The following is a 23,658-nucleotide window of genomic DNA, read 5'->3' on the forward strand; positions in this document are numbered from 1 at the left end:
GCCTCCCGTCCGTCAGCAGGTGACGTCCGTCACCTCGTGACGGCTACGGCTTGGTGGCCGCGTCGATGGTGTTCTCGGCGATCGTGTCCTCTTCGCGCCCGGGGGTGCGGAGGTTCCACTTCTTGATCACGAAGCTGAACAGGAAGTAGTAGACGACCGCGTAGCCGAGGCCGATCGGGATGAGCCAGATGGCCCCGTCCGCCTTGCCGAAGTTCAGCACGTAGTCGATCGCACCGGCCGAGAACGAGAAACCGTCGTGGATGCCCAGGGCGTTCACCAGGGCCAGCGAGGTGCCCGTGAGGACCGCGTGGATGATGTAGAGCGGGAACGCGACGAACATGAACGAGTACTCGAGGGGCTCGGTGATGCCGGTCACGAACGAGGTGAGCGCGGCCGAGAGCATGATGCCGCCGACGAGCTTGCGGTTCTGCGGCTTGGCGTTGCGCCAGATCGCGAGGGCACCGGCGGGCAGCGCGAACATCATGATCGGGAAGAAGCCGGTCTGGAAGATGCCGGCCGTCGGGTCGCCGGCGAGGAAGCGCGCGATGTCGCCGTGGTAGGTCACGCCGCCCGTGGTGAAGCTGCCGAGCTGGAACCACGGGAAGAAGTTCAGCAGCTGGTGCAGCCCGATCGGGATGAGCATGCGGTTGACGAACCCGAAGATGCCACCACCGAGGACGGCGTTGTCCGCGACGGCCTGGCCGGCGGCGGTCAGGGCGATGTCGAAGTAGCGGTAGAAGAACGACATCACGACGGCGATGAGGAGACCCGCGACCGCGGTGAGGATCGGCACGAGGCGGCGGCCCGAGAAGAAGCCGAGGAAGTCGGGCATCTTCGTGCGGTGGAACTTCTCCCACAGCACGGCCGACACGAGCCCCATGACGATGCCGCCGAGGACGCCGAAGTTGATGGTGGCCTGGTTGCCGTTCGCGTCCTTCACCCCGTCGAGCACGATCGGGGACATGGCCGCGAAGACCTGGTACATGACCATGTAGCCGACGACGGCGGCGAGCGCCGTGGTGCCGTCGGACTTCTTCGCCCACCCGATCGCGATGCCGACCGCGAAGAGGAGGGGCAGCCAGGTGAACACACCGTTGCCGGCCGCGGCGATGATCGTCGCGCCCTTCTCGAAGCCGGGGATCGCCCCGAGCATGTCGGCCTGGCCGAGGCGGAGCAGGATGCCGGCAGCCGGCATGACCGCGATGGGCAGCAGGAGGCTGCGGCCGAGCCGCTGGGCGTTGGCGAAGACGCGCGACTGCTTCTTCGGCGTCTTCTTCTCCGGCACATCCGTGGCAGTGGTGGTGCTCATCGGAGGTCCTCTCGTCGTTGGGTGGAGCTGTCGGGGTGAGTTGAGTCGTACAGTCAGCGCAGGTAACCTCGGCGGTGTCGCCAGGTCCGGTCCTGTCCGGTCATGACCAGTTCCGTAGTCTGAACCGCGACCCCACGCCTGTCAACCCGGCATGCGTTTTCGTAACGAGGAGGAAACGATGGCTGACATCAAGGCCGCTGACATCATCGCCGCGCTCGGTGGCGCCGAGAACATCGACGAGGTCGAGGGCTGCATCACGCGCCTCCGCGTCGAGGTCGAGGACGGCGACCTGGTCGACAAGGACGCGCTGAAGGCCGCGGGCGCCCAGGCCGTCGTCGGCGGCGGGACGGGTTGGCAGGTCATCGTCGGCCCGATCGCCGACAACCTCGCGCAGGACATCCAGGACGAGCTGTGACCGCGGTCCGGACTCCGTTCCAGGGCCCGGTCGTCGCACTGGCCGACGTGCCGGACCCGGTGTTCGCCGGGCAGCTCGTCGGTGCCGGCGTCGCGGTGGACCCGACCGGGGTCGACGGCGCCGTGACCGCGGTCGCGCCGGTCGACGGCACGATCGTCAAGCTGCACCCGCACGCGTTCGCCCTGCAGGGCGCCGCGGGCACCGACGTGCTCGTGCACGTGGGCATCGACACCGTGAAGCTGTCGGGCGAGGGCTTCGAGCTCCTCGCCACCGAGGGCGACACCGTCGTCGCGGGCGACCCCGTCGTCCGGTTCACCCCCTCGGTGATCTCGGCTGCCGGCTACTCGCCGATCTGCCCGGTCGTCGTGCTCGGCTCCGCGCCGGACTCCATCGCGCAGGACGCGGTCGGCACCACGGTGCGCGACGGCGACACCCTGTTCGAGGTCTGAGCGGGGGCCTTCCCACGCACTCGGCGACACCGCACGGCCTCGACGTGCCGTGCGGTGTCGCGCAGCGCGACGGTCGGCGCTAGGCGTCCGCGTTCGCCGCCGTCGCCGTGACCTCCATCTGCACGCGGTAGCGGTCCGAGCGGTACCAGCTCCGCGTGTGCTCCACCGGGCGCTCCCCCGCGTAGGACACCCGGTCGAACTCCAGCAGCGGCGCCCCGGTCTTCGTGCCGAGCAGGGTGGCCACGTCGTCCGCCGCCGGGTTCGCGGCGACGGTCTGCTGCGCGCGGTCGATCGGCGTGCCGTACTCCGTCGCGATGATCGAGTACACCGAGTCGGACAGGTCGTGCTCGAGCAGGCCCGGGAACGCATCCGCGACGAACCAGGCGTCGTCGATGGACACCGGTGCGCCGTCGGCCATGCGCAGCCGCTTCACGTGGAAGGCGCGGACGTCGGGGTCGAGCCGCAGCGCCGCGGCCGTGTCGGACGGGGGCACCCGCTCCTCGCGGACGAGCACGACCGTCGTCGGTACATGCCCCATCGCACGCATCTCCTCGGTGAAGGACGCCAGGTGCAGGGTCGACTGCACGGGTCGGTGCGCCACGAAGGTGCCCTTGCCGCGCACGCGTTCGAGGTAGCCCTCGTTCACGAGCTGCCCGAGGGCCTCGCGAACGGTGATCCGGGACACCCCGTACTCGGCGATGAGCTGGCGTTCCGACGGGATCGCCGCACCGGGTGCGAGGCGGACCGTGGCGAGGTCGAGGAGGATCCGACGCAGCTGCTGGTGCTTCGGTTCGGCACCCTCGGTGATCCGGCTCGTCATGCGGTCCTCGTGCTCCGTCGCTGGTCGTGCGGGTGGTCATGCGCGGACATGACCAGTTGCTGCCACAGTAACGAGTCCCCCTCGGAACGCCAACGTGCATGACAAGATGACGCGCGTGACAACCGTGGTGATCGTCGACGACGAGACGCTCGTCCGCTACGGCTTCGAGCTCATCCTCGGCGCCGCACCGGACATCGACGTCGTCGCCACGACCGGGGACGTCGACGCCGTGCGGACCATCCGCGACCACGCGCCGGACGTCGTCCTGCTCGACGTGCGGATGCCGCGCGTGAACGGGCTCGAGGTCCTCCGGGAGCTCCGGGCGTTCCCCGAGCCGCCCGCCGTCGCGATGCTCACCACCTTCGACACCGACGAGTACGTCGGGCAGGCGATGGAGCTCGGTGCCGCCGGGTTCCTGCTGAAGGACACCGATCCCGAGGGCCTCGCCGAGTACGTCCGCGTCCTCGCCCGCGGCGGGGTCGTGCTGGCCCCGGGTGTCGACCGGACCAAGCTCTTCGCGGCACGTCCGAGTGCCCCGGCGCCGGCCGTCAGCGACCGGGAGCACGCCGTCCTCCGGCTCGTCGCCGACGGCGTCAGCAACCCGGACATCGGCCGTCGGCTCGGGGTGAGCACCGGCACCGTCAAGGAGGACATCCGGTCGCTCCTCGCCGCGTTCGGCGTCCCGACGCGGGTCCAGCTCGCGCTGCGCGCGGCCGAGGCGGGGCTCCTGGATGGCTGACGGGGAGCGGCCCGGGCGGGTCCGGCAGGTGCTCGCGGCGACGGACGGGAGGCTCGACCGGCTCGTCGACGCCGGCCTGCGTCTGGCGCGCACCCACCCCGCACCGTGGTGGGTGCTCGACGCCCTCTTCGTCGCCGCCGCGGTCGCCGATGCGGTGCTCGACATCTCCGGTGCCACCACCCTCGAGACGTGGCTGTCGCTCGTCGCCGCGGCGGCGCTGCTGCTCCGCCGACGCTTCCCCGTGCTCGCGTTCGCCCTGACCATGCCCGGACTGTTCGTCGGGTCCGCGGTGGTGGCCGCCAGCGTGGCGCTGTTCACCCTCGGGGAGCGCACGAGCCGCCGGTGGCTGATGCTCCTCGCCGCCCTGGTGCAGTTCGTCGGGTTCAGCGGGTTCGTCGGGCCGCCGCAGACCCTCGACGAGATCGTCGTCTCGGTGGTCTACGCACTCATCTTCGCCCTCGGTCCGCTCGCCGTCGGCCTGCTCGTGCAGACCCGTGCCCGCCTGACCGAGCAGCTCGTCGAGTCCCGCCGGGCCCGCGAGGACGAACGCCGACAGGCCGCGGCCGTGGCGCTCTCCCGCGAACGGGCCCTGCTCGCCCGCGAGATGCACGATGTCGTCTCGCACCAGGTCACCCTCATCGCGGTGCAGGCCGGTGCGATGCAGATGGCCGGCCGCGACGAGGCCGAGCGCGGGTTCGCGCGGACGATCCGGCAGCTGTGCGTCGTCACCCTGCAGGAGCTCCGCGAGATGGTGCAGGTGCTGCGGGCGTCCGGCGGTACCGACCGCGAGATCGCGCCGCAGCCGGTCCTCGCCGACCTGCCCCGGCTGGTGGCCGAGAGCGGCCTCGAGACCAGCACCACCGTCGACCTGCCGGACACCCTCGCGCAGCCGCTCCAGCGGGCCGTCTACCGGTTCGTGCAGGAGGGGCTGACGAACGTCCGCAAGCACGCCCCCGACGCGACCGTCCGGGTCAGCGGCCGGATCCACGGTGAGCACGTCCTCGTCGACGTGGTGAACGGCCCCGCGCGTTCGGAACGGCTCGAGCTGCCGGGTTCCGGCCTCGGGCTGATCGGGCTCGGCGAACGGGCGTCGCTCCTCGGCGGGAGCATGGAGTCGGGTCCGCAGCCGGACGACGGGTTCGCACTGCACCTGCGGCTGCCGGTCGAGCACGTGCCGTCCGCGCCCGTCGTCTGACGGTCGTCCCCCGGAGCGACGCGGCGATGGCCGATCGGCCATCGGGGTTCACGCCGTGGAGCGATGTCCCGGAGCGCGCGGTCCGCTGTGATGGGACCGTGGCACCAACAGCACTCATCGGACGTCTCCGTCGGTTCCCGGTCTCCGTCGTCGTGACGGTGGCCGCGGCCGTGCTCGTCGTGACCGCCCGGATGGCACACTCCGAGCCGGACTTCCCGCACCACCCGCCCGTCGCGTGCCTCGCCCTCGTGGCCGTGGTCCTGACGACGGTCCTCGCCGAGCGGTCCCTCGGGTCGCTCCGGACCCTGGTCGTCGGGATCGGAGCGCCGCTCGTCGGTGTCCTCGCGACGCTCCTCACCGTCACCATCGGGTCGGCGCTGGGCGAGGCGCACGCCGAGTTCGCCGTCGGGCAACCGCTCTTCGCGCCGTCGATCGTGGCCACCGCACTGCTAGGTGCCGCCTCGGCGACGATGCCCCCGCAGCGCCGCTGGCGCGTCCGTGCCGCCCTGTGGACCGTCGTCCTGACCCTCGTGCTCTTCGCCGGCCACGGGTCGGACCTGGCCCGTGCCCTCGCGACCCTGCTCGGGACCGCCGCCGGTGCCTGGATCGTCCGCCGCGCCTCCGAGCCCGCGCACCGCAGCACCGCCGTCACCGCCCGGACCGTCGTGGTGAGCGCCCTCATCGCGCTCGGTGCCGGGACCCTCGTGACGCCCGTCGTGCCCGACCCGGACGGCGTGCTCTCCCCGTTCGCCGACGCGATGCCGAACGGCTCAGTGGTCGTCGTCGGCGTCCTGCTGCTCCTCGCCGCCTGGCTCGTCCACCGCGGGCGGCGGGTCGGTGTCGCGCTGGCGATCGCCGTGCTGCTGACGCTCACCGTCGTGCTCGCCGACGTCTTCCTCATCGAGCCGGTCCAGGACGACGCCGTGCAGTGGCAGGGACTCGGTCTGGACGCGGTCGAGTGGCAGGTGACCCTGCTCGGGGCGTGGATCGTCCCGGCCGCCGTGCTGCTGGCCGTCGTCGTCCTCCGACCGCGACTCGTCCGGGCACGGTTCCGGGCCGCCGGTGCCGGGCGTGACGACCTCGTCTCGATGCTCCGCGACGGCGACGCCGGCACCCTCGGGCACATGGGCACCTGGCGCGGGAACGCGACCTGGACCCACCCGGGCGGGCTCGGTGCCGTGGCCTACCGGGTGCGCGGCGAGGTCGCCCTCGCCGTGTCGGACCCGGCGTGCGCCACCGCTGACCGCGCCGAGGTGCTCGCCGGCTTCACGGCCTTCTGCGAGCGCCAGGGTTGGGTCCCCGCGTTCACGAGCGTGCACGAGCCGGTCCGCGCGATCCTCGGCGCCGAGGGCTGGACCGCGCTGCCGGTCGGTGTCGAGTGCGTGCTCGACGTGACGACCTTCGACCTCCGAGGCAAGAAGCGGCAGGACCTGCGCACCGCCTCGAACCGGGCCGACCGCGAGGGCGTCCGCGACGAGTGGACGACCCTCGACGCGCTCGGGGCCGACCAGCGTGCCGAGGTCGAGGCCATCTGCACGCGGTGGGCCGCCGACCGTCGGCTGCCCGAGATGGGCTTCACGCTCGGCGGGTTCCGGGAGCTGGACGACCCGGACGTCCGGCTCCTGCTCGCCGTCACCGCGGACGGTCACGTCACCGCGGTGACCAGCTGGCTGCCCGTCCACGAACGCGGGGCGCTGACCGGGTACACGCTCGACGTCATGCGCCGCGGCGACGACGGGATGCCCGGCGTGATGGAGTTCCTCATCGCCCGGACCGCCCTCCGCGCCCGCGAGGCCGGCCTCACCACGATCAGCCTGTCCGGCACGCCACTCGCCGCGCACGCGGGGGCGGGTCCGCTCGTCGTGCGCGGGTCGGCGATGCTCGCCCGGGCGCTCGAACCGGTGTACGGCTTCCGCTCGCTGCAGCGCTTCAAGGAGAAGTTCGGCGCCCGGCACGAACCGCTCTGGCTCGTCGTCCCCACGCCGCTGCACGTCCCGCGGGTGACCCGCGCCCTGGCGGCGGCGTACGTGCCGGGGCTCCGCCCGAAGCACCTGTGGGCGCTCCGCCAGGCGCACCGGGTCCAGGCGGCGGACGCCCGCGCGGCGGCCCGGTCGTGAGTCCGACCGCCTGGCTGCTCGCGACGCAGCTGCAGGCACCGTCGAAGCTCGTCCCGATCGACACCGCCTTCGCCGTGCTCGCACTCGCCGTCCTGCTCCCCGGGCTCCGGCGGATGCGCTCCGGCCCCGCGTGGCGGGCGGTGCGGGTGCGCGCGGTCGTCGCGGCGGTCGCGGCCGTGGCGGTGCTGGTCGTCTGCTGGGTCGTCAGCGACGTGGTCGACCTGTTCGGCGTCGCCCTGAGCGGCGTCACGCGCATGTGGGTCGCGATGGCCACGGCGGCCCTCGCGCTGGCGGTCACCGGGATCGTGCAGGGCGGTCGCGGGCGCCGGGTGCTGGCCGCCGTCCTGGTACCGGCCGCGCTCCTCGTCCCGGCGCTCGGCGTGAACGTCGAGTTCGCCAAGTACCCGACCCTCGGCACCGTGGTGCAGAGCGACCCGTACCCCGCGCTCGACCTCGACGCCACCCCGGCGGCCACGATGCCCGCGGCGGGCGTGATCCGGACGGTCGACATCCCGGGGACGCGCTCGGGCTTCCCGGCACGTCCCGCCGTCGTCTACCTGCCGCCTGCCGCCCTCGTCCGCGACCCGGCGCGCCTGCCCGTGGTCCTGGCGTTCGCCGGGCAGCCGGGAGCCCCGAGCGACATGTTCACCGCCGGGCAGATGGGCACGGTGCTCGACGCGTACGCCGCCGCGCACCACGGGCGGGCGCCGATCGTCGTGTCCGTCGACCAGCTGTCGGCACCGGGTCGCAACCCGATGTGCGTCGACTCGCGGCTCGGGAAGTCGGCGTCCTACGTCACCCGGGACGTGCCCGCGTGGCTCGCTGCCCACCTCCCCGTCACGCCGGACCGACGAGCATGGGGGCTCGTCGGCTTCTCGCAGGGGGCGACGTGCGCGATGCAGTTCGTCACCGCGGACCCGGCGTCGTTCGGCGCGGCGCTGGCGATCTCCAGCGAGCTGCAACCGATCGACCAGAACCCCCAGCACAGCGCCGACCAGGCCTTCGGCGGGTCCGTCGCCGCGTGGCGGGCGGCCGCCCCGATCGCGCAGATGCGGGAGAACGGCCTCGGCGGGCACGCCCTGTGGCTCACCGCGGGCTCGGCCGACCGCCAGTTCAGCGAGAACGCGCGGAAGCTCGGCCGTGCGGCACGGGCGGCGGGCGCGGACACCGTCGTCGCCTCCGCGCCGAAGAGCGGCCACGACTGGAACACCGTGCAGTGGTCCCTGCGCACGGAGCTGCCGCACGAGGCCGACGCCCTGTTCGGAGCCCTGCGGTGACCGGCGTCGTCACCCTGCCCGTCGTCGCCCTCGCCGCGGTCGTGCTCATGGCCGTGGGTCCGGTCGGAGCCACCCCGGTCGCCGTCGTCCTGCTGGTGCTGTGCGGGGTCGCCCGCGCGCTCGTCCCCTCGTCGGAGGCGTCGACCCCGGTGGAGGGACCCGGCTCAGGCGTTGGCGACGAGCCAGGCCCGCTGCGTCCGTGACAACGCCCGGTCGGCCCAGACCTGTCGCTCGACCCCGCCGGGGGTCGGTGCGGAGGTCGACCCCTGCCACACCAGGGACAGGCCAGCGCGCCCGAGCACCGCGGCCGAGGCCGGGTTGTTCGTCAGGACGCGCCCGGTCACGGGGACGTCGGCGCCCACGTCCCGCGCGGCGGCGACGGCCGCGAGCGCGACCTCGGTCGCGTAGCCGTTGCCCCACGCCGACGGCGTCAGGCGGTAGCCGAGGTTCCAGACGCCGCCCGCCGTCATGTCCACGCCGCCGACCCCGAGGAACGCGTGGTCGGCCGAGGACCGGACCGCCCACGAGCCGAGCCCGTGGCGTGCCCGGCCGCCGATCTTGCGCTGGACGAGGTCGATGGTCGTCGCCCGTGCCGTGTGCCGACCGGTGGGCAGGTGCGTCCACGTGCGCGCGTCGGAGAACAGCGCGTGCACGTCGTCGATGTCCGCCGGCGACAGCGGGGTGAGCAGGAGGCGATCCGTTCGGATCTCCTGCGGGGGCATCAGGAGCTGGTGGACCATGGGTCGATCATCGCCCCGCCCACCGACATCCGTGTGAACACCACGCGACGTTTGCGGAAGCCCGCAGATGGTGAGCAGGAACGGTCGAGCAGCTCGGCGACACTCGACCGTTCCTGCTCACGAAGCCGCTCAGTCGAGCAGGAGCGCCGGTTCCTCGAGCACCGAGGCCACGTCGTGCACGAAGCGCGACGCCACGTCACCGTCGACGACCCGGTGGTCGAACGAGGCGCCGATGGTCGTCACCATGCGCGAGCGGACCTCGCCGTCGACGACCCACGGCTTCGGCTTGATCGTGCCCATGGCGACGATCGCGACCTCGCCCGGGTTGAGGATCGGGGTGCCGGTGTCCATGCCGAACACGCCGATGTTCGTGATCGACACCGTGCCGTTGGCCATCTGCGCCGGGGTGGTCTTGCCGTCGCGGGCGGTCAGGGTGAGCTGCTCGAGGGCCTGGGCGAGCTCGAGCAGGGACATGTCCTGCGCGTCCTTGATGTTCGGCACGATCAGTCCGCGCGGGGTCGCCGCGGCGATGCCGAGGTTCACGAAGTGGTGGACGATGATCTCGCGGTCGGTCCAGGTCGAGTTCACCGAGCGGTTGCGGCGGACGGCCCAGATCACGGCCTTCGCGACGATGAGGAGCGGCGACACCTTGACGCCCGCGAACGTCGGCGACGCCTTGAGCCGCTTGACGAACTCCATCGTGTGGGTCGCGTCGACGTCGACGAACAGGGACACGTGCGGCGCGGTGAACGCCGACGTGGTCATCGCGGTGGCGATGGCCTTGCGGACGCCCTTGACCGGGATCGTCTCGCTGCGCACCTCGCCCCACTCGGGCGTCTCGATGTTGCGGAAGACGCTGGCCTGCTTCGCGTGCCGGATGACGTCGTCGCGCGTGACCTCGCCGGCGAGCCCGGTCGCGACGATCTCGCTCAGCTCGACGCCGAGGTCCTTCGCCAGCTTCCGGATCGGGGGCTTCGCGAGGACGTTCGTCGCGGTGCTCTGCTTGCGCGGGGCGGAGCCGAGGGCGGTGATCGCCTCGGCGGTCGACTCCTCGCCCGGGTCGTTGGCGGCCTCGGCGGCCGCGGCGGCGTCGGCACTGGAGGCGCGGCTCGCCTCGGCCGCGAGCGCTGCGGCCCGGCGGGCGCCCGGCTTGCGACGGGACGGCGACGAGGTCGCCGAGCCGTAGCCGACGAGGACGGCGCCGGAGGACTCGTCGGTCCCGACGACCGAGGCGCCCTCGGCGACGGGCTGCGCGGGCGTGGCGGGAGCGGCGACGGCGGGAGCCGGCGTTGCAGCCGGTGCCGGGGTCGCCGCGGGAGCGGGCGGGGTCTGCGCGACGGGAGCCACCGGGGCCGGCGCCGCCGGGGCGGGCGCTGCCGGGGCGGGCGCTGCCGGCGGGGTGGCGGCGACCACCGGCGAGGTCGGGACGCTGTCCGCGACCGGTGCCGTGCCTCCCGGCTGTGCCGCCGGAGCGGACGGAGCCGTCACCGGTGCACCGGACGCGACCGACGCGTCGGACTCGACCCGGATGATCGGCTTGCCGACCTCGACGGTGTCGCCCTCGGAGACGAGGAGCCCCGTCACGGTGCCGGAGAACGGCGACGGGAGCTCGACGAGCGACTTGGCCGTCTCGATCTCGACGAGCACCTGGTCGACGGCGATCTCGTCCCCGATCGCGACGCGCCACTGCACGATCTCGGCCTCGGTGAGGCCTTCGCCCACGTCGGGCAGGGGGAATTCGGCGGCGGCCACTACGGCTCCTTCGGCGGTCTGGTCGAACTCGGTCGGGATGTCAGTAGGCGAGGGCGCGGTCGACGGCCTCGAGGACGCGGTCGGCGTCCGGCAGGTGCAGGTGCTCCAGCTTCGACACCGGGAACGGCACGTCGAACCCGGAGACCCGGAGCGGCGGCGCCTGCATCGTGTAGAAGGCCCGCTCGGCGACCGTCGCGGCGATCTCGCTGCCGACGCTCACGAAGCCGGACGCCTCTTGTGCGATGACGAGCCGGCCGGTCTTCCGGACCGAGGCGAGGAGCGGCTCCCAGTCGATCGGCGAGATCGAACGGAGGTCGATGACCTCGCAGCTCGTGCCCTCGGACTCGGCGATCTCGGCCGCCTGCATGAGCGTGGCGACCATGGCGCCGTGGCCGACGAGGGTGACCTCGGTGCCGGTGCGGGCCACGCGGGAGGTGTGCATCGGCACGTGGCCGTCGACGAGGTCGACCTGCCCCTTGGGCCAGTAGCGCGACTTCGGCTCGAGGAAGACCACCGGGTCCTTCGACGCGATGGCCTCCTGGATCATCCAGTAGGCGTCGTTCGGGGTGCTCGGGCTCACGACCCGCAGACCCGGGGTGTGCGCGAAGTACGCCTCCGGGGACTCCTGGTGGTGCTCCACGGCGCCGATGTGGCCGCCGTAGGGGATGCGGATCACGACGGGCAGCGACATGTGCGCCGGCAGCCGGTTCGCCATCTTCGCCAGCTGCGACGTGATCTGGTCGAAGCCCGGCCAGACGAAGCCGTCGAACTGGATCTCGACGACCGGGCGGTAGCCGCGCAGGGCGAGACCGATCGCGGTGCCGATGATGCCGGACTCGGCGAGCGGGGTGTCCCGGACGCGCTCCGCGCCGAACCGCTGCTGCAGGCCCTCGGTGATGCGGAACACGCCGCCGAGGGCGCCGATGTCCTCGCCCATCAGCAGGACCTTGTCGTCCGCCTGCATCGCGGCGGCCAGTCCGGCGTTGAGCGCCTTGGCCATCGTCAGGGTCGGGGTGGGGTCGCTCGGGACCTCGCCGGCGCCCGGGTGGGAGCGCAGGGTGTAGTCGAAGAGCTGCTCGGTGGTGCTCATGCGTGGGCGCCCCCTTCGAAGCCGGCCTCGTACTGTTCGAGCCAGGCCTTCTGCTCGGCGATCAGCGGGTGCGGCTCGCGGTAGACGTTGTCGAACATGACGTCGACGGACGGCGGCGTGAGCGCGACGGTGCGGCGGCGGACGTCGGCGGCGATGTCCTCGCCCTCGGCGTCGAACTCGGCCAGCTGCGCGTCGGTGACGCCCTTGGACCGCAGGTACGCCTCGGAGCGGGCGATCGGGTCACGTCGGACCCAGTCCTGGAGCTCGTCGTCCTCGCGGTAGCGGCTCGGGTCGTCGGAACTCGTGTGCGCGCCGATGCGGTAGGTCTCGGCCTCGATGAAGGCCGGGCCCTGGCCGCTGCGGGCGTGGTCGGTGGCGACGACCGAGGCGGTGTACGCCGCGAGGACGTCGTTGCCGTCGATCAGGACGCTCGGGATGCCGAAGCCGCGCGGGCGGTCGACGAGCGGGGTCGGCGACTGCACGGACACGGGCACCGAGATGGCCCAGTGGTTGTTCTGCAGGAAGAAGACGACCGGCGCCCCGGTCGACGCGGAGAACACGAAGGCCTCGTTCACGTCGCCCTGGCTCGTCGCGCCGTCGCCGAAGTAGACGATCGAGCAGGCGTCGCGGTCGGGGTCGCCCGTGCCGACGTCGCCGTCGAGCTTCTGGCCGAGCGCGTACCCGGTGGCGTGGAGCGTCTGCGAACCGATCACCAGGGTCGAGATGTGGGTGTTGCCCCGCTCGTCCGGGTCCCACCCGCCGTGGGTCTGCCCGCGGTACATCGCGATGATCTCCATCGGCTCGACGCCGCGGTGCATCGTGACGGCGTGCTCGCGGTACGACGGGAACACGTGGTCCTGCGCACGGAGGGCGAAGGCGGAGCCGGTCTGCGCGGCTTCCTGCCCGTGGCTCGGCACCCAGAGGCCGAGCTGCCCGGTGCGCTGGAGGTTGTGGCCGGCGTGGTCGAACCGACGGGTGAGGACCATGCGGCGGTGCATCGCCAGCAGGGTCTCGTCCGGGATCGCCCGCGCGGCGGCGGCGAACTCGGCGTTCTCGTCGGTCTCCACGAACCGGCCCTCGGGGTCGAGGAGCCGGACGGTGGTCGTCGCGGGGGCCGCGGCGCGGAATGACATGCGGGCCAGCGTAGCGGCAGCGACTACTCGGTCGCCTGGAGGTCCCCCACAAGCGACCGGGCGGTTTCGAGGAGCGTTCCCACAGCCTCGTGCTCCCCGATCGAGATGCGGATGCCCTCCGACGCGAACGCCCGGACGATGATCCCGGCCTGTTCGAAGCGCTCCGCCGCGTGCTGGGTGTGCGCCCCGGTCGGCAGCCACACGAAGTTGCCCTGGGCGTCGGGGACGTCCCAGCCCTGCTCGCGGAGGGACGTCACGACGCGGTCGCGAAGGGCGGCGATCTCGGACACGCGTTCGAGCAGCTCGGACTCCCGCTCGAGGCTCGCGAGCGCCGCGGCCTGCCCCTGCGCGGTGACCGACAACGGGATCGCGCAGGCGCGTACGGCGTCGAGTACGTACGCCGGGCCGAGGGCGTACCCGACACGGAGTCCGGCCAGTCCGTACGCCTTCGAGAAGGTGCGGAGGACGACGAGGTTCGGGTACCGCTCGAGGAGCGCCGGTCCCCGCACCGCGTCCGTATCGGTGACGAACTCGGCGTAGGCCTCGTCGAGCACCACGAGCAAGGTCGGCGGCACCGACGCCATGAACGCCTCGAACTCCGCCGCGGTGACGACCGGGCCGGTCGGGTTGTTCGGCGTGCAGACGATCAGCATCCGGGTGCGTTCGGTGACCGCCGCTGCCATCGCGTCGAGGTCGTGGCCGCCGTCCGGACGGTTCGGCACCTGCACGCTCGTGGCGCCGGCGACCGTCACGACGCCCGGGTAGGCCTCGAAGGAGCGCCACGCGTAGACGACCTCGTCGCCGGGGCCCGCGGTGGCCTTGGCGAGCTCGTGCAGGATCGCGACGCTGCCGGGGGCGACGTGGACCTCGTCGACACCCGTCCCGAAGCGGTGCGCGAGCTCGGCCCGGACGGCGAGGGCGGTGGCGTCCGGGTAGCGGTTGAACGCGGTCTGCGCCTGCACGGCCTCGACGACGCCGGGGAGCGGCGGGAACGGGTTCTCGTTGCTCGACAGCTTGAAGGCGGAGGCCTCGGCCTGGCGACCCTGCTTGTACGCCGGGAGGACGGCGATCTCGGGCCGGATGTGCACGCGCTCGTCAGTCACGGGACCAGGCTACCGGTCGGGAGGACGGCGATGCCGTGCCCATCCAGGTGCCTGATGTGCACGCGCTCGTCAGTCGCGGGACCAGGCTACCGGGCCGGGAGGACGGCGATGCCGTGCCCGTCCGGGTGCCTGATGTGCACGCGCTCGTCAGTCACGGGTCCAGGCTACCGGCCCGTCCTCGCGGCACGCGCCCGGGTGGGCACGGGCATCATGGGGGCATGCGATTCCTCGTCCGCCTCGTCGTCAACGCCGTCGCGCTCTGGCTCACCACGCTGATCGTCAGCGGCGTCTCCGTCACGCCCTTCGGCGACGGCGGCACCACGGCCACCGTCCTCACGTACCTGCTCGTGGCGTTCGTGTTCGGTCTCGTGAACGCGGTGATCGGCACGCTCATCCGGATCGTGGCGTTCCCGCTCTACATCCTCACGCTCGGGCTCATCTCGTTCGTCGTGAACGCGGTCCTGCTCCTCATCGTCGCCGGGATCTCGGACGCGTTCGGCTTCGGGCTGCACGTCGACTCGTTCGGCTGGGGCATCGTCGGCGCCTTCGTGCTCGCGGTCTTCGCCTGGCTGATCGGGCTGTTCGCGCGGCCGGTGCTGAACCGCCCGCGCGCGTGACGCTGGCCGACGGCGCGTGCGCGACGACCCCGCCGGGGTGGGCCGACGACCGGACCGGCACCGCGCCTCCCGGCGGCAGCAGCATCGCGGACGCGCGCCGGCTGCGCCATGATGTCCCCATGACCGCGGACGCCGACGCCCCCTTCCGGGTCTCGTTCGTCTGCAGCGGCAACATCTGCCGCTCCCCCATGGCCGGGATCGTGTTCGCCCAGCTGGCGGCGGACGCGGGCATGGCCGACCGGTTCCAGGTCGAGTCCGCCGGCACCGGCGACTGGCACGTCGGCGAGCCGGCCGACGAGCGCACGATCGCGGCGCTCGCCGCGCGCGGATACGATGGCAGCAGGCATCGCGCCCGCCAGTTCGACCCGGACCGGTTCCCGGACCTCGATCTGGTGGTCGCACTCGACCGCTCCCACGAACGCATCCTGCGCTCGTGGGCACCGACCATGGACGACGCCGCGAAGGTGACGCTCCTGCTGCGGTACGACGACGCCTGGCCCCAGCAGACCGACGTTCCGGATCCGTACTACGCGGACCGGCACGAGTTCGACCGAGTGCTCTCGACCGTCGAACGGGCCTGCCGGGCGCTCTTCCGCCAACTCGAGCCGGCAGTCCGTCAGGGAGCCCCATGACCCCCCTTCCCCCGCAGCCGATCAGCCCGCTCGACGGGCGCTACTACCCGATCGTGCACACGGTGGGCGAGCACCTCTCCGAGGCCGGGCTCAACCGCGCCCGCATCGTCGTCGAGGTCGAGTGGCTCATCTTCCTGACCGACCACGCGATGTTCACCACGTCGCCGCTCAGCGTCGACGACAAGGCCGCGCTCCGCCAGGTCGTGTCGGGCTTCGGGCACGAGCAGATCGCCGAGCTCGCCGAGATCGAGGCCACGACCCGGCACGACGTCAAGGCGGTCGAGTACTTCGTCCGCCGGCGCCTGTCCGAGCTCGGGCTCGACGCGATCGCCGAGCTCACGCACTTCGCCGCGACGAGCGAGGACGTCAACAACCTGTCCTACGCGCTCACCGTGCGGGACACCGTCGACCAGGTGTGGCTGCCGGCGTTCAAGGCGGTCCTCACGAAGCTCCGCGAGCTCGCCGACGAGCTGAAGAGCGTCCCGATGCTCTCGCACACGCACGGACAGCCGGCGACCCCGACGACGCTCGGCAAGGAGCTCGCCGTGGTCGTCTACCGCCTCGAGCGGGTGCTCTCCCAGATCGAGGGCGGCGAGTACCTCGGCAAGTTCTCGGGCGCGACCGGCACCTTCTCGGCGCACCTCGCCGCCGACCCGGAAGCCGACTGGCCGGCACTGTCCCGCGAGTTCGTCGAGGGGCTCGGGCTCACCTGGAACCCGCTCACGACGCAGATCGAGTCGCACGACTGGCAGGCCGAGCTGTACGACCGGGTCCGGCACGCGAACCGGATCCTGCACAACCTCGCGACCGACGTGTGGACCTACATCTCGATGGGGTACTTCACGCAGATCCCGGTGGCGGGTGCCACGGGGTCGTCGACGATGCCGCACAAGATCAACCCGATCCGGTTCGAGAACGCCGAGGCGAACCTCGAGATCTCGTCGGCGCTGTTCTCGACCCTGTCCGAGACGCTCGTCACGAGCCGCCTGCAGCGTGACCTCACCGACTCCACCACGCAGCGGAACATCGGCGTCGCGTTCGGGCACTCGCTGCTCGCACTCGACAACCTGCGCCGCGGGCTGGGCGAGATCGCCGTGAACGAGGTCCGTCTCGCCGAGGACCTCGACCGCAACTGGGAGGTCCTCGCCGAGGCGATCCAGACGGTCATCCGCGCCGAGGTCACCGCCGGGCAGTCGAACATCGAGGACCCGTACGCGATGCTCAAGGAGCTCACCCGCGGCAAGCGGATCGGGCAGGCGGAGCTCGTCGCGTTCGTGAACGGGCTGGACATCTCCTCGGGTGCCAAGGCGCGCCTGACGAACCTGACCCCGGCGACCTACACGGGTCTCGCGGACGAGCTCGTCGACCACCTCGACGTCTGACGCGTCCCGCACCGACGCCTCCTGGAGGCGCGGCTCGGCCCCGCCGTGGACGTCACCACCTCACGTGGTGACGTCCACGGCCTCGGCGACCAGCGCCTCCAGGACCGTCCGCACCGCGGGGCGGACCGCACGGTCCGGACGGACGAGCGCCTCGATCCGCCGCCCCGCGCGGACGTCGGCCAGTTCCGCGAGGTGGAACCGACCGGACGCCCGCGTCCCCGAGGTGTACCGCGGCACGAGCGCGATCCCGTGGCCGGCGACGACGAGGTTCTCGATGACGGGCAGGTGGATCGTCCGGAAGGCCACGCTCGGCGGGACGTCGGACGCGGCCGCCATCGCCTGCAGGACCCGGTCGATCGGGTAGCCCTCCGGCACCCCGATCCAGGTCTCGCCGACCACCTCGTCGATCCCGACGCGTGCCCGCCCCGCGAGCCGGTGCCCGTCCGGCAGGGCGACGTCGAGCGGTTCCCGCAGCAGCGGCACCGTCTGCACCGCGCCCTGGTCCGCCGGGCGCACCCCGTCGGAGCGGTGCCCGACGACGACGTCGTGGTCGGCGGCGAGCGGGGCGAACGCGCCCTCGCCGACGTCCACGTCGACCAGTGACAGCGTGATGCCGGGGTGCGCGCGCATCCGGGTCAGGACCCCGGGGAGCAGCAGTTCGGCCGCCGACGGGAAGATCGCGAGGTCGACCCGTCCGGTCCCGCCGCCGAGGTGCTCCTGCCAGGCCGCGTCGACCGTCGCGATCGCCGTCGCGACGCCGCTCGCCAACCCGGCGAGCACCCGGCCGTGCTCGGTGAGCCGGACGCCGCGGCCGATGCGTTCCACGAGCGGGACGCCCACCTGTCGCTGCAGGGTCTGGAGCTGCTGCGAGACCGCGCTGGGCGTGCGGTGGGTGGCCCGGGCGACGGCGGTGACGCTGCCCCGTTCGGCGAGCTCGCGCAGGACGGCGAGGAGCTGCACGTCGAAGCCGACCATGCAGGGAGACTACAACGTCGCTTCGGAACTGTTCGCTGGTGCTGAACGGTCTCGCTACAGCACCATCGACCTGTGCGTACCCGTGACCGTCTCCTCGCCGTCGTCGTCGCCGTGGTGTGGGGACTGAACTTCCCCGCGACGGCCCTGGCACTCGAGCACTTCCCGCCCTTCCTGCTCGCGGCGATCCGGTTCACGCTGCTCGCGGTCCCGACCGTGCTGCTCGTACCGCGCCCGCGGATCCCGTTCGGACGGCTGCTGCTCGTGGGCACGGGGCTCGGCGTCCTGCAGTTCGCGTTCCTGTACCTCGGCATGGCCGCGGGGCTGCCGTCCGGGCTGGCGTCGCTCGTGCTGCAGGCGTCGGCGCCGTTCACGGTGGTGCTCGCCGGGGTCTTCCTGCGCGAACGGCTGACCGGGCGGCAGGTGGTCGGGGTCACGATCGCGGTGGCCGCCCTCGCGGCGATCGCCGTGCACCGGGCGCAGGCGGCGGCCCTGCTGCCCGTCGTGCTCGCGCTGTGCGGCGCCCTCGGCTGGGCGATCGGCAACGTGGCGACCCGGCGTGCCGGCGCCGCGAACCCCCTGCACCTGACCCTGTGGTGGTCGATCGTGCCGCCGGTCCCGATGGCCGTGCTGTCGTTCGTCGTCGAGGGACCATCGCGCATCGGGCGGGCGCTCGGGACGGCGTTCACGGCCGAGGCACTGCCGGCGGACCTCGGCGTGCTCTACATCGTGCTGGTGGCGACCCTCGTGGGGTACGGCATCTGGTCGCGGCTCATGGCGACCTACCCGTCGAGCACGGTCGCACCGTTCTCGATGCTCGTGCCGGTCGTGGGGGTGTTCGCGTCGTGGGTGGCGTTCGGCGAGGTGCCCGACGGGGTCGAGGTGGCGGCCGGGGTCGTGGTCGTGGCCGCGGTGCTGTGGTCGTCCCGGCCGGCGCGGTCCCACCCGGCACCGCGACCCGTCGAGGTCGCACCACACGCCGCGGACGCCCCGCCGAGGTCGCACGACGTGCCGCCCGCCGGCGTCCTGGGCAGCAGTTCGAGCGACCTCAGCGACCTGCCGGTGCCGACGCTCAGCCCCGGTGCTGGCGACGCTCGGCGATGATCCCGGCGAGCGCCCCGCGCAGGTGCGGGTAGCGGAACTCGTACCCGGCCTCCACCAGCCGGGTCGGCACCACCCACCGGCTCTTCAGCACGAGTTCGGTCTCGGTGCGGATCGCGAACGACCCGAGTTCGAGCATCCACCGCCACGTCGGGATGCCGAACCGACGCCCGACCGCGTCGCGGATGGTCGCCATCACCGTGCGGTTGTCGGACGGGTTCGGGCTCGAGACGTTGACCGCTCCGTCGATGTCCTCGTGGTCGCGGACGAACCGGACCGCGCCGAGGACGTCCGCGATGTGCACCCAGCTGAACCGCTGCCGGCCGCGGGTGCGCCGGTCGTGGTGGTACGTCCCCGCACGGAGTCGTGCACGCGTCGGGAACCACGGTCCGTCGTACTGCGGTCCGCCGAGTCCCGCCTGCGCCAGCCGGATGAGCGGCACGAGGGCGCTGCCGTCGCCGAAGACGATCGCCATCCGGAGCGCGACGCGGCGGGTACCGGGCAGGTCGGCCGCGAAGAGGGCGTCCTCCCACGCCGTCGCCACCGAGACCGAGAACCCCTCGCCGAGCTCGCCCGTCACCTCGTCCTGGGGGCGGTCGTCGGCGTGCCGGTAGATCGTCGCGGTCGAGGCGTTCACCCACAGCGGCGGCGGGTGCTCGCTCGTGCGGATCGCCTCGGCCAGTTCGAGGGTCGTGTCGACCCGGGAGCGGATGATCTCCGCCCGGTTGCGCCTGCCGTAGCGGCAGTTCACGCTCTTGCCCGCCATGTTCACGACGAGTGCGGCGCCGTCCACGAGCTCCCGGATCCGCATGGTGTTGCCCCACACGGCGTCGCCGGTGCGGCCGATCGTGACGACCTCGTAGCCCTCGTCGCGGAAGGCGTCCTGCAGGTGCTGCCCGACGAAACCGCTCGCCCCCGCGATCACGGCGCGGCCCTTCTGGTCGCTCATCTCATCCCCGTTCCCTGTCCGGCGCGATCTCGTACCGGAACGCCCCCTCGTACCGGTACAGCGTGCCGACCAGCGGGGCCGAGAGCACCAGGGACACGCGCTGCCGGTCGGCATCGTCATCGAATCGTTCCACGAGCGTCACACGCGGGGACACGGCAGCCGGGAGGCGCACCTCGCGTCCGAGCGCACGGAACGTCACGTGGGTGGAGACGAGGCGCAGGGCGCCCGTGTCCGGGCCGTGCGCATCGACCTCCGCCCGGAGCCGGGCGCTGACGCGCCCGCGGCGGCCGAGGTGGTCGACCAGGCCGTCCGGTTCGGCGGTGATGGCGTCCACCATCGTGCGGCTGCCGGAGCGGAACCGGAAGGTGCGGTGCGCGCGCACGGCGGGTCGCGCCTTGCGGTCTCCTCGTCCACGACGGACGCGAGCCGGACGGTTCTCCACCGTGAAGGGGACGTCCCGTTCCCAGACCGGGAACATGACGGCGTCGCGGGCGAACCAGGCGAGCAGCGGCCAGAGCCAGCGGCGCGGCGTGCCGACGACGTCGAAGACGCCCTCGCCACGGCCGACGTGTCCGGGCGGGATCGCGCCGAAGTACGTCGACAGCCGCGGGTGCAGCCGGGCCAGCACCTCGGGCGGGGTGGACAGCTCGTACAGCGACCGGGACACGTCCCGATCCTGGCACGGCGTCGGTGCGGATCCCTACGATGGTGCGCATGGGACACGACCACGGAGCGGGGCACTCGCACGGGCACGCGTCCGAGCGCGCACTGCTCATCGCGTTCTGCATCTCGGCGACGATCCTGCTGGCCGAGGTGGTCGGTGCCGTGGTGACCGGGTCCCTCGCGCTGCTCGTCGACGCCGGGCACATGGTCGTCGACACCGGAGGGCTCGGCATCGGGCTCGTCGCCACCCGGCTCGCCCGGCGCAGTCCGACGGCGCAGCGCACCTGGGGCTTCCAGCGTGCCGAGGTCCTGGGTGCCACGGCGCAGGCCGCGATCCTGCTCGCCGTGGGCGTCTACGTGATCATCTCGGCGATCCAGCGGTTGTTCGTCCCGGCCGACATCCACTCCGGGCCGCTGCTGGTCTTCGGCATCATCGGGCTCGTGGGCAACCTCGTGGCCTACGCGGTGCTGCTGCGGGCCTCCGGCGAGGGGTTCACCTCGCGCGCCGCCCGGCTCGAGGTCCTCAACGACACCCTCGGCTCCGTCGCGGTCATCGCCGCCGCGATCGTCCTCATGCTGACCGGGTGGGAGCGTGCCGACTCGGTCGCCGCGATCCTCATCGGGCTGCTCATCCTGCCGCGGGCCGTCCGGCTCCTGCGCGAGACCGCGAACGTGCTGCTCGAGTCGACGCCGCCGGGGCTCGACCTCGACGACGTGCGGGGCCACATCCTCGAGCTCGAACACGTCATCGCCGTGCACGACCTGCACGCGACGCTCGTGGCGACCGGGGTGCCGAACCTGACCGCGCACGTGGTGGTCGACGACGAGTGCTTCTCGACCGCGCACGCCCCGCGGATCCTCGACGAGCTGCAGCAGTGCGTCGCGGAGCACTTCGACGTCCCGGTGGAGCACTCGACGTTCCAGCTCGAGCCCGCATCGCACCGCCGGCACGAGCACGAGGTGCACGCGTAGCGAGGCGCGTGGTGCGCGCGTGGTGCGGCGGCGGACTCGGTGCGACGATGTCGACGTCGTACGACAACGACGCTGTCGCTACCCCGCGCTTGCAAGCACCCGCGGACGCAACCGACGACATCGCCGACGTCGTACGACAACGACGCTGTCGCTACCCCGCGCGTGCAACCACCCGCGGACGCAACCGACGACATCGCCGACGTCGTACGACAACGACGCTGTCGCATCGACTCGACGGTCGACGCTCCCTCGCCCCGGCCGATCCCCGGGGCGAGGTCAGCAGCCGCCGTCGCTCGTGGGGAACGCCGTGATCACCCGGTCCGTGGTGGACGAGACGATCACGCGGACGAAGGGCTCGGCCGCGGGTCGGCTCCCGTCGTCGAACCGAACCGGAGCGGCGTAGCAGACCTTGCCGTCGCCGGCGTCCTGCGGGTACCCGGTCGCGGGTGCCTCGAGGGCGGACTGCACCGCGGTGAGCATCGCGTCGTCCCAGTCCCGGGAGCCGTGACCGGAGAGCACGTCCTCCCAGTCCCGGGTGTGCCGGATGCGGATGTGCTCGTAGCCCTGGCCGGAGTTCCCGCACTGCAGCACGACCGCGCCGAGCGCCTCGGTGTCGTAGCGGGCCACCGTCCCGCGGCTGCTGGTGTCGCAGCGGTCGAGGACGTCGTCGCCGGGCAGGTCCGGGCCGGTCCGGGTGATCGTCACCGTGCCGTCCTTCGTCGCCCCGTCGCCGGCGGTCGCGCTCGGGACGACACTGACCCCGGTACCGCCGAGCACCGGGTCGTCGGCACCGCGCTGCGCCGTCAGCGCGACCCCACCGGCCACGAGGCCCGCGGCCAGCACGGCCGCGATCCCGGTGATGACGGAACGGTTGCGCTTCTGGGACACGCGCCCAGTATGCCGGACGGGTGTCGCGCCTCCCGGGACCTGGCCGCTCAGGCCCGAGCGGCCAGCCGCGTCCCGGCGACGACCGCCAGCATCACGACGAACACGACGTACCCGAGCAGCACCGGCAGCGTCGGCAGCACGAGGAGCGCGGCGCCGACCGCGACGACCGGCACGGTCAGCCCGGCGTAGGCGATGAGGAAGGTGGCGGCGAGGACGCCTCCGCGGCGTTCGGGTCGGACGAGCGCCCCCGCGCTGCCGATCGCCGCACGGAAGAGCAGCCCGACACCGGCACCGGCGACCACCCCGCCGCCGATGAACCCGGCGACCTGCAGCACGACCGCGGCGACCGCGAGGACCACGAGGCCGGCGACGAGCAGCACCATCCCGAGCCGGACCTGCGTCCGCTGTGTCAGTCGGGCGAAGACGATCTGCGACACCGCACTCGCCGCGAACACCCCGAACGTCGTGGCCCCGGCGGCGAGCCGGTCGGTCACGTGGAACGTCGTCGCGAGGAACGTCGGCGCGACCGAGGTGAAGAGCCCCTGCACCGCGAGGGCGGCGAACGCGGCGGTGCCGGCGGTCCAGAACGCCCCGGCCTGCCCCTCGGGTGCCTGCAGCCGCTGCGGGCGGTAGGGCACGGGCGACGCCGGGCGGTCGACGGTCTCCGGGGCGGCGAGCACGACCGCGAACGCGACCACCAGTGCCACGACGAACACGACGTACGGCACCATCAGCGGCTGCCCGACGAACTCGGCGAGGGCGCCGCCGACGAGCGCGCCGAGCGACAGCCCGCCGAGGTTCACCGCCCCGGCGACCACGCCGGCGCCACCGGCGGACGACGACGAGCCCGTCGCCCGGACCCGGAGTTCCCCGAGGTGCGCGGTGGCCGTCGCCGTCAGGAGTCCGACGCCGAGGCCGGTCACCAGCCGGGCGACGATGAGCCCGCTGACGTCGTTCCAGACGAGGAAGAGCACCGCGGCGACGAGCTCGAGCGCCACCGACACGAGGATGAGGGGCCGGCGTCCGTGCACGTCGCTGAGGTGTCCCGCGAGGTACAGGGACCCCACCACGCCCACGCCGTAGGCGGCGAACACCACGGTGGTCGTGAACGTCGGGAACCCGTCGCGTGCCTGGTAGATGACGTAGAGCGGCGCGGGCACCGTCGCGAAGGCCATGACCGCGAGGAACGCGAACGCCACGGCCCAGAAGCCGACACCGTGTCGACGACGCGTGTGCGCTCGGCGGCCGCGCGGGGCGGCGACGCGCTCACTCGCTGCGGCGCTGCGCGCGCTCGTTGCGGCGCCGCTCAGGGCGGGTGTGGATGCGGTGTCGGTCGGCATGCT

At 72.7% G+C, this 23,658-nt stretch carries 24 protein-coding genes; 12 read left to right on the plus strand and 12 right to left on the minus strand.

Annotated features, from left to right (window positions below; genetic code table 11):
- Positions 1-43 precede the first annotated feature (43 nt).
- Positions 44-1,309 (minus strand): PTS transporter subunit EIIC, encoded by a 1,266-nt coding sequence (locus ACIQUC_RS08665; protein WP_022907162.1) that lies wholly within the window; start codon positions 1,307-1,309, stop codon positions 44-46.
- A 178-nt stretch (positions 1,310-1,487) separates the two neighbouring features.
- Here ACIQUC_RS08665 and ACIQUC_RS08670 point away from each other — a divergent pair, with 178 nt between their 5' ends.
- Together ACIQUC_RS08670 and ACIQUC_RS08675 are read left to right on the plus strand one after the other, a co-directional pair.
- On the plus strand, positions 1,488-1,724 hold the full coding sequence (locus ACIQUC_RS08670) for a PTS transporter subunit EIIB (RefSeq protein ID WP_022907163.1): 237 nt from the start codon (positions 1,488-1,490) through the stop codon (positions 1,722-1,724).
- Positions 1,721-2,173 (plus strand): PTS glucose transporter subunit IIA, encoded by a 453-nt coding sequence (locus tag ACIQUC_RS08675; RefSeq protein ID WP_402265568.1) that lies wholly within the window; start codon positions 1,721-1,723, stop codon positions 2,171-2,173. The genes ACIQUC_RS08670 and ACIQUC_RS08675 overlap by 4 nt, the downstream gene beginning before the upstream one ends.
- Positions 2,174-2,252: 79 nt before the next feature.
- Here ACIQUC_RS08675 and ACIQUC_RS08680 read toward each other — a convergent pair whose 3' ends face one another.
- Positions 2,253-2,993, minus strand: coding sequence for a GntR family transcriptional regulator (locus tag ACIQUC_RS08680; RefSeq protein WP_402265571.1), 741 nt, complete (start codon positions 2,991-2,993; stop codon positions 2,253-2,255).
- 115 nt (positions 2,994-3,108) lie between these two features.
- Here ACIQUC_RS08680 and ACIQUC_RS08685 point away from each other — a divergent pair, with 115 nt between their 5' ends.
- The 5 genes from ACIQUC_RS08685 to ACIQUC_RS08705 all read left to right on the plus strand — a co-directional run bounded on the left by ACIQUC_RS08685 (position 3,109) and on the right by ACIQUC_RS08705 (position 8,524).
- The gene (locus ACIQUC_RS08685) at positions 3,109-3,732 is read left to right on the plus strand and encodes a response regulator transcription factor (protein ID WP_222836466.1); all 624 of its coding nucleotides are present in this window, start codon (positions 3,109-3,111) and stop codon (positions 3,730-3,732) included.
- Positions 3,725-4,927 (plus strand): sensor histidine kinase, encoded by a 1,203-nt coding sequence (locus ACIQUC_RS08690; RefSeq protein WP_402265573.1) that lies wholly within the window; start codon positions 3,725-3,727, stop codon positions 4,925-4,927. The genes ACIQUC_RS08685 and ACIQUC_RS08690 overlap by 8 nt, the downstream gene beginning before the upstream one ends.
- Before the next feature lie 98 nt (positions 4,928-5,025).
- Positions 5,026-7,044, plus strand: coding sequence for a bifunctional lysylphosphatidylglycerol flippase/synthetase MprF (locus tag ACIQUC_RS08695; protein WP_402265575.1), 2,019 nt, complete (start codon positions 5,026-5,028; stop codon positions 7,042-7,044).
- Positions 7,041-8,321, plus strand: a complete 1,281-nt coding sequence (locus ACIQUC_RS08700; RefSeq protein ID WP_402265578.1) for an alpha/beta hydrolase — start codon at positions 7,041-7,043, stop codon at positions 8,319-8,321. Before ACIQUC_RS08695 ends, ACIQUC_RS08700 begins: the two co-directional genes overlap by 4 nt.
- Entirely contained in the window at positions 8,318-8,524 is a 207-nt protein-coding gene (locus ACIQUC_RS08705; protein WP_022907170.1) for a hypothetical protein, read from the plus strand. The genes ACIQUC_RS08700 and ACIQUC_RS08705 overlap by 4 nt, the downstream gene beginning before the upstream one ends.
- On the opposite strand, the gene ACIQUC_RS08710 is transcribed toward ACIQUC_RS08705, so the two are convergent.
- The 5 genes from ACIQUC_RS08710 to ACIQUC_RS08730 all read right to left on the minus strand — a co-directional run bounded on the left by ACIQUC_RS08710 (position 8,486) and on the right by ACIQUC_RS08730 (position 14,139).
- Positions 8,486-9,061 (minus strand): GNAT family N-acetyltransferase, encoded by a 576-nt coding sequence (locus ACIQUC_RS08710; protein ID WP_022907171.1) that lies wholly within the window; start codon positions 9,059-9,061, stop codon positions 8,486-8,488. The two genes, ACIQUC_RS08705 and ACIQUC_RS08710, sit on opposite strands and share 39 nt — an antisense overlap.
- A gap of 129 nt (positions 9,062-9,190) precedes the next feature.
- On the minus strand, positions 9,191-10,813 hold the full coding sequence (locus ACIQUC_RS08715; protein ID WP_402265582.1) for a dihydrolipoamide acetyltransferase family protein: 1,623 nt from the start codon (positions 10,811-10,813) through the stop codon (positions 9,191-9,193).
- Between the two features lie 40 nt (positions 10,814-10,853).
- Positions 10,854-11,813, minus strand: a complete 960-nt coding sequence (locus ACIQUC_RS08720) for an alpha-ketoacid dehydrogenase subunit beta (RefSeq protein ID WP_031262385.1) — start codon at positions 11,811-11,813, stop codon at positions 10,854-10,856.
- Positions 11,814-11,899: 86 nt separating this feature from the next.
- Positions 11,900-13,036, minus strand: a complete 1,137-nt coding sequence (locus tag ACIQUC_RS08725) for a thiamine pyrophosphate-dependent dehydrogenase E1 component subunit alpha (RefSeq protein WP_022907174.1) — start codon at positions 13,034-13,036, stop codon at positions 11,900-11,902.
- A 23-nt stretch (positions 13,037-13,059) separates the two neighbouring features.
- Complete coding sequence (locus tag ACIQUC_RS08730) at positions 13,060-14,139, minus strand: histidinol-phosphate transaminase (protein ID WP_402265585.1); 1,080 nt, start codon at positions 14,137-14,139, stop codon at positions 13,060-13,062.
- Positions 14,140-14,357: 218 nt separating this feature from the next.
- Between ACIQUC_RS08730 and ACIQUC_RS08735 the strand changes: the two genes are divergently transcribed.
- The 3 genes from ACIQUC_RS08735 (at position 14,358) to purB (ending at position 16,770) form a co-directional block, all read left to right on the plus strand.
- The gene (locus ACIQUC_RS08735) at positions 14,358-14,756 is read left to right on the plus strand and encodes a phage holin family protein (protein WP_022907176.1); all 399 of its coding nucleotides are present in this window, start codon (positions 14,358-14,360) and stop codon (positions 14,754-14,756) included.
- 119 nt (positions 14,757-14,875) lie between these two features.
- Positions 14,876-15,388, plus strand: coding sequence for a low molecular weight protein-tyrosine-phosphatase (locus ACIQUC_RS08740; protein ID WP_031262388.1), 513 nt, complete (start codon positions 14,876-14,878; stop codon positions 15,386-15,388).
- Positions 15,385-16,770: an adenylosuccinate lyase gene (gene purB / locus ACIQUC_RS08745; protein WP_022907179.1), complete on the plus strand. Its 1,386-nt coding sequence runs from the start codon at positions 15,385-15,387 to the stop codon at positions 16,768-16,770. The genes ACIQUC_RS08740 and purB overlap by 4 nt, the downstream gene beginning before the upstream one ends.
- 60 nt (positions 16,771-16,830) lie before the next feature.
- On the opposite strand, the gene ACIQUC_RS08750 is transcribed toward purB, so the two are convergent.
- Positions 16,831-17,745 carry a LysR family transcriptional regulator gene (locus ACIQUC_RS08750; RefSeq protein WP_402265590.1) on the minus strand — a complete coding sequence of 305 codons (915 nt, stop codon included), beginning with the start codon at positions 17,743-17,745 and terminating at the stop codon, positions 16,831-16,833.
- A gap of 72 nt (positions 17,746-17,817) precedes the next feature.
- Here ACIQUC_RS08750 and ACIQUC_RS08755 point away from each other — a divergent pair, with 72 nt between their 5' ends.
- On the plus strand, positions 17,818-18,846 hold the full coding sequence (locus ACIQUC_RS08755) for an EamA family transporter (RefSeq protein ID WP_402265593.1): 1,029 nt from the start codon (positions 17,818-17,820) through the stop codon (positions 18,844-18,846).
- Here the strand turns inward: ACIQUC_RS08755 and ACIQUC_RS08760 are convergent.
- Complete coding sequence (locus ACIQUC_RS08760) at positions 18,815-19,792, minus strand: epimerase (protein ID WP_402265596.1); 978 nt, start codon at positions 19,790-19,792, stop codon at positions 18,815-18,817. The two genes, ACIQUC_RS08755 and ACIQUC_RS08760, sit on opposite strands and share 32 nt — an antisense overlap.
- Before the next feature lies 1 nt (position 19,793).
- The gene (locus tag ACIQUC_RS08765; protein WP_402265598.1) at positions 19,794-20,459 is read right to left on the minus strand and encodes a DUF4166 domain-containing protein; all 666 of its coding nucleotides are present in this window, start codon (positions 20,457-20,459) and stop codon (positions 19,794-19,796) included.
- A 47-nt stretch (positions 20,460-20,506) separates the two neighbouring features.
- Between ACIQUC_RS08765 and ACIQUC_RS08770 the strand changes: the two genes are divergently transcribed.
- Positions 20,507-21,427: a cation diffusion facilitator family transporter gene (locus ACIQUC_RS08770; RefSeq protein ID WP_402265601.1), complete on the plus strand. Its 921-nt coding sequence runs from the start codon at positions 20,507-20,509 to the stop codon at positions 21,425-21,427.
- Positions 21,428-21,703: 276 nt separating this feature from the next.
- Here the strand turns inward: ACIQUC_RS08770 and ACIQUC_RS08775 are convergent, their stop codons facing one another.
- The gene (locus tag ACIQUC_RS08775; protein WP_402265604.1) at positions 21,704-22,315 is read right to left on the minus strand and encodes a hypothetical protein; all 612 of its coding nucleotides are present in this window, start codon (positions 22,313-22,315) and stop codon (positions 21,704-21,706) included.
- Positions 22,316-22,362: 47 nt separating this feature from the next.
- Positions 22,363-23,655: an MFS transporter gene (locus ACIQUC_RS08780; protein ID WP_402265606.1), complete on the minus strand. Its 1,293-nt coding sequence runs from the start codon at positions 23,653-23,655 to the stop codon at positions 22,363-22,365.
- Positions 23,656-23,658 lie beyond the last annotated feature (3 nt).

It is taken from the genome of Curtobacterium sp. NPDC098951 (assembly GCF_044759965.1).
Lineage (GTDB): Bacteria > Actinomycetota > Actinomycetes > Actinomycetales > Microbacteriaceae > Curtobacterium.

Excerpts from the sequence above, each read along its gene's own strand:
- ACIQUC_RS08665 (WP_022907162.1), bottom strand. The coding sequence starts at position 1,309 with ATGAGCACCACCACTGCCACGGATGTGCCGGAGAAGAAGACGCCGAAG.
- ACIQUC_RS08670 (WP_022907163.1), top strand. The coding sequence starts at position 1,488 with ATGGCTGACATCAAGGCCGCTGACATCATCGCCGCGCTCGGTGGCGCC.
- ACIQUC_RS08680 (WP_402265571.1), bottom strand. The coding sequence starts at position 2,993 with ATGACGAGCCGGATCACCGAGGGTGCCGAACCGAAGCACCAGCAGCTG.
- ACIQUC_RS08690 (WP_402265573.1), top strand. The coding sequence starts at position 3,725 with ATGGCTGACGGGGAGCGGCCCGGGCGGGTCCGGCAGGTGCTCGCGGCG.
- ACIQUC_RS08710 (WP_022907171.1), bottom strand. The coding sequence starts at position 9,061 with ATGGTCCACCAGCTCCTGATGCCCCCGCAGGAGATCCGAACGGATCGC.
- ACIQUC_RS08720 (WP_031262385.1), bottom strand. The coding sequence starts at position 11,813 with ATGGCCAAGGCGCTCAACGCCGGACTGGCCGCCGCGATGCAGGCGGAC.
- ACIQUC_RS08725 (WP_022907174.1), bottom strand. The coding sequence starts at position 13,036 with ATGTCATTCCGCGCCGCGGCCCCCGCGACGACCACCGTCCGGCTCCTC.
- ACIQUC_RS08735 (WP_022907176.1), top strand. The coding sequence starts at position 14,358 with ATGCGATTCCTCGTCCGCCTCGTCGTCAACGCCGTCGCGCTCTGGCTC.
- ACIQUC_RS08740 (WP_031262388.1), top strand. The coding sequence starts at position 14,876 with ATGACCGCGGACGCCGACGCCCCCTTCCGGGTCTCGTTCGTCTGCAGC.
- purB (WP_022907179.1), top strand. The coding sequence starts at position 15,385 with ATGACCCCCCTTCCCCCGCAGCCGATCAGCCCGCTCGACGGGCGCTAC.
- ACIQUC_RS08750 (WP_402265590.1), bottom strand. The coding sequence starts at position 17,745 with ATGGTCGGCTTCGACGTGCAGCTCCTCGCCGTCCTGCGCGAGCTCGCC.
- ACIQUC_RS08760 (WP_402265596.1), bottom strand. The coding sequence starts at position 19,792 with ATGAGCGACCAGAAGGGCCGCGCCGTGATCGCGGGGGCGAGCGGTTTC.
- ACIQUC_RS08770 (WP_402265601.1), top strand. The coding sequence starts at position 20,507 with ATGGGACACGACCACGGAGCGGGGCACTCGCACGGGCACGCGTCCGAG.
- ACIQUC_RS08780 (WP_402265606.1), bottom strand. The coding sequence starts at position 23,655 with ATGCCGACCGACACCGCATCCACACCCGCCCTGAGCGGCGCCGCAACG.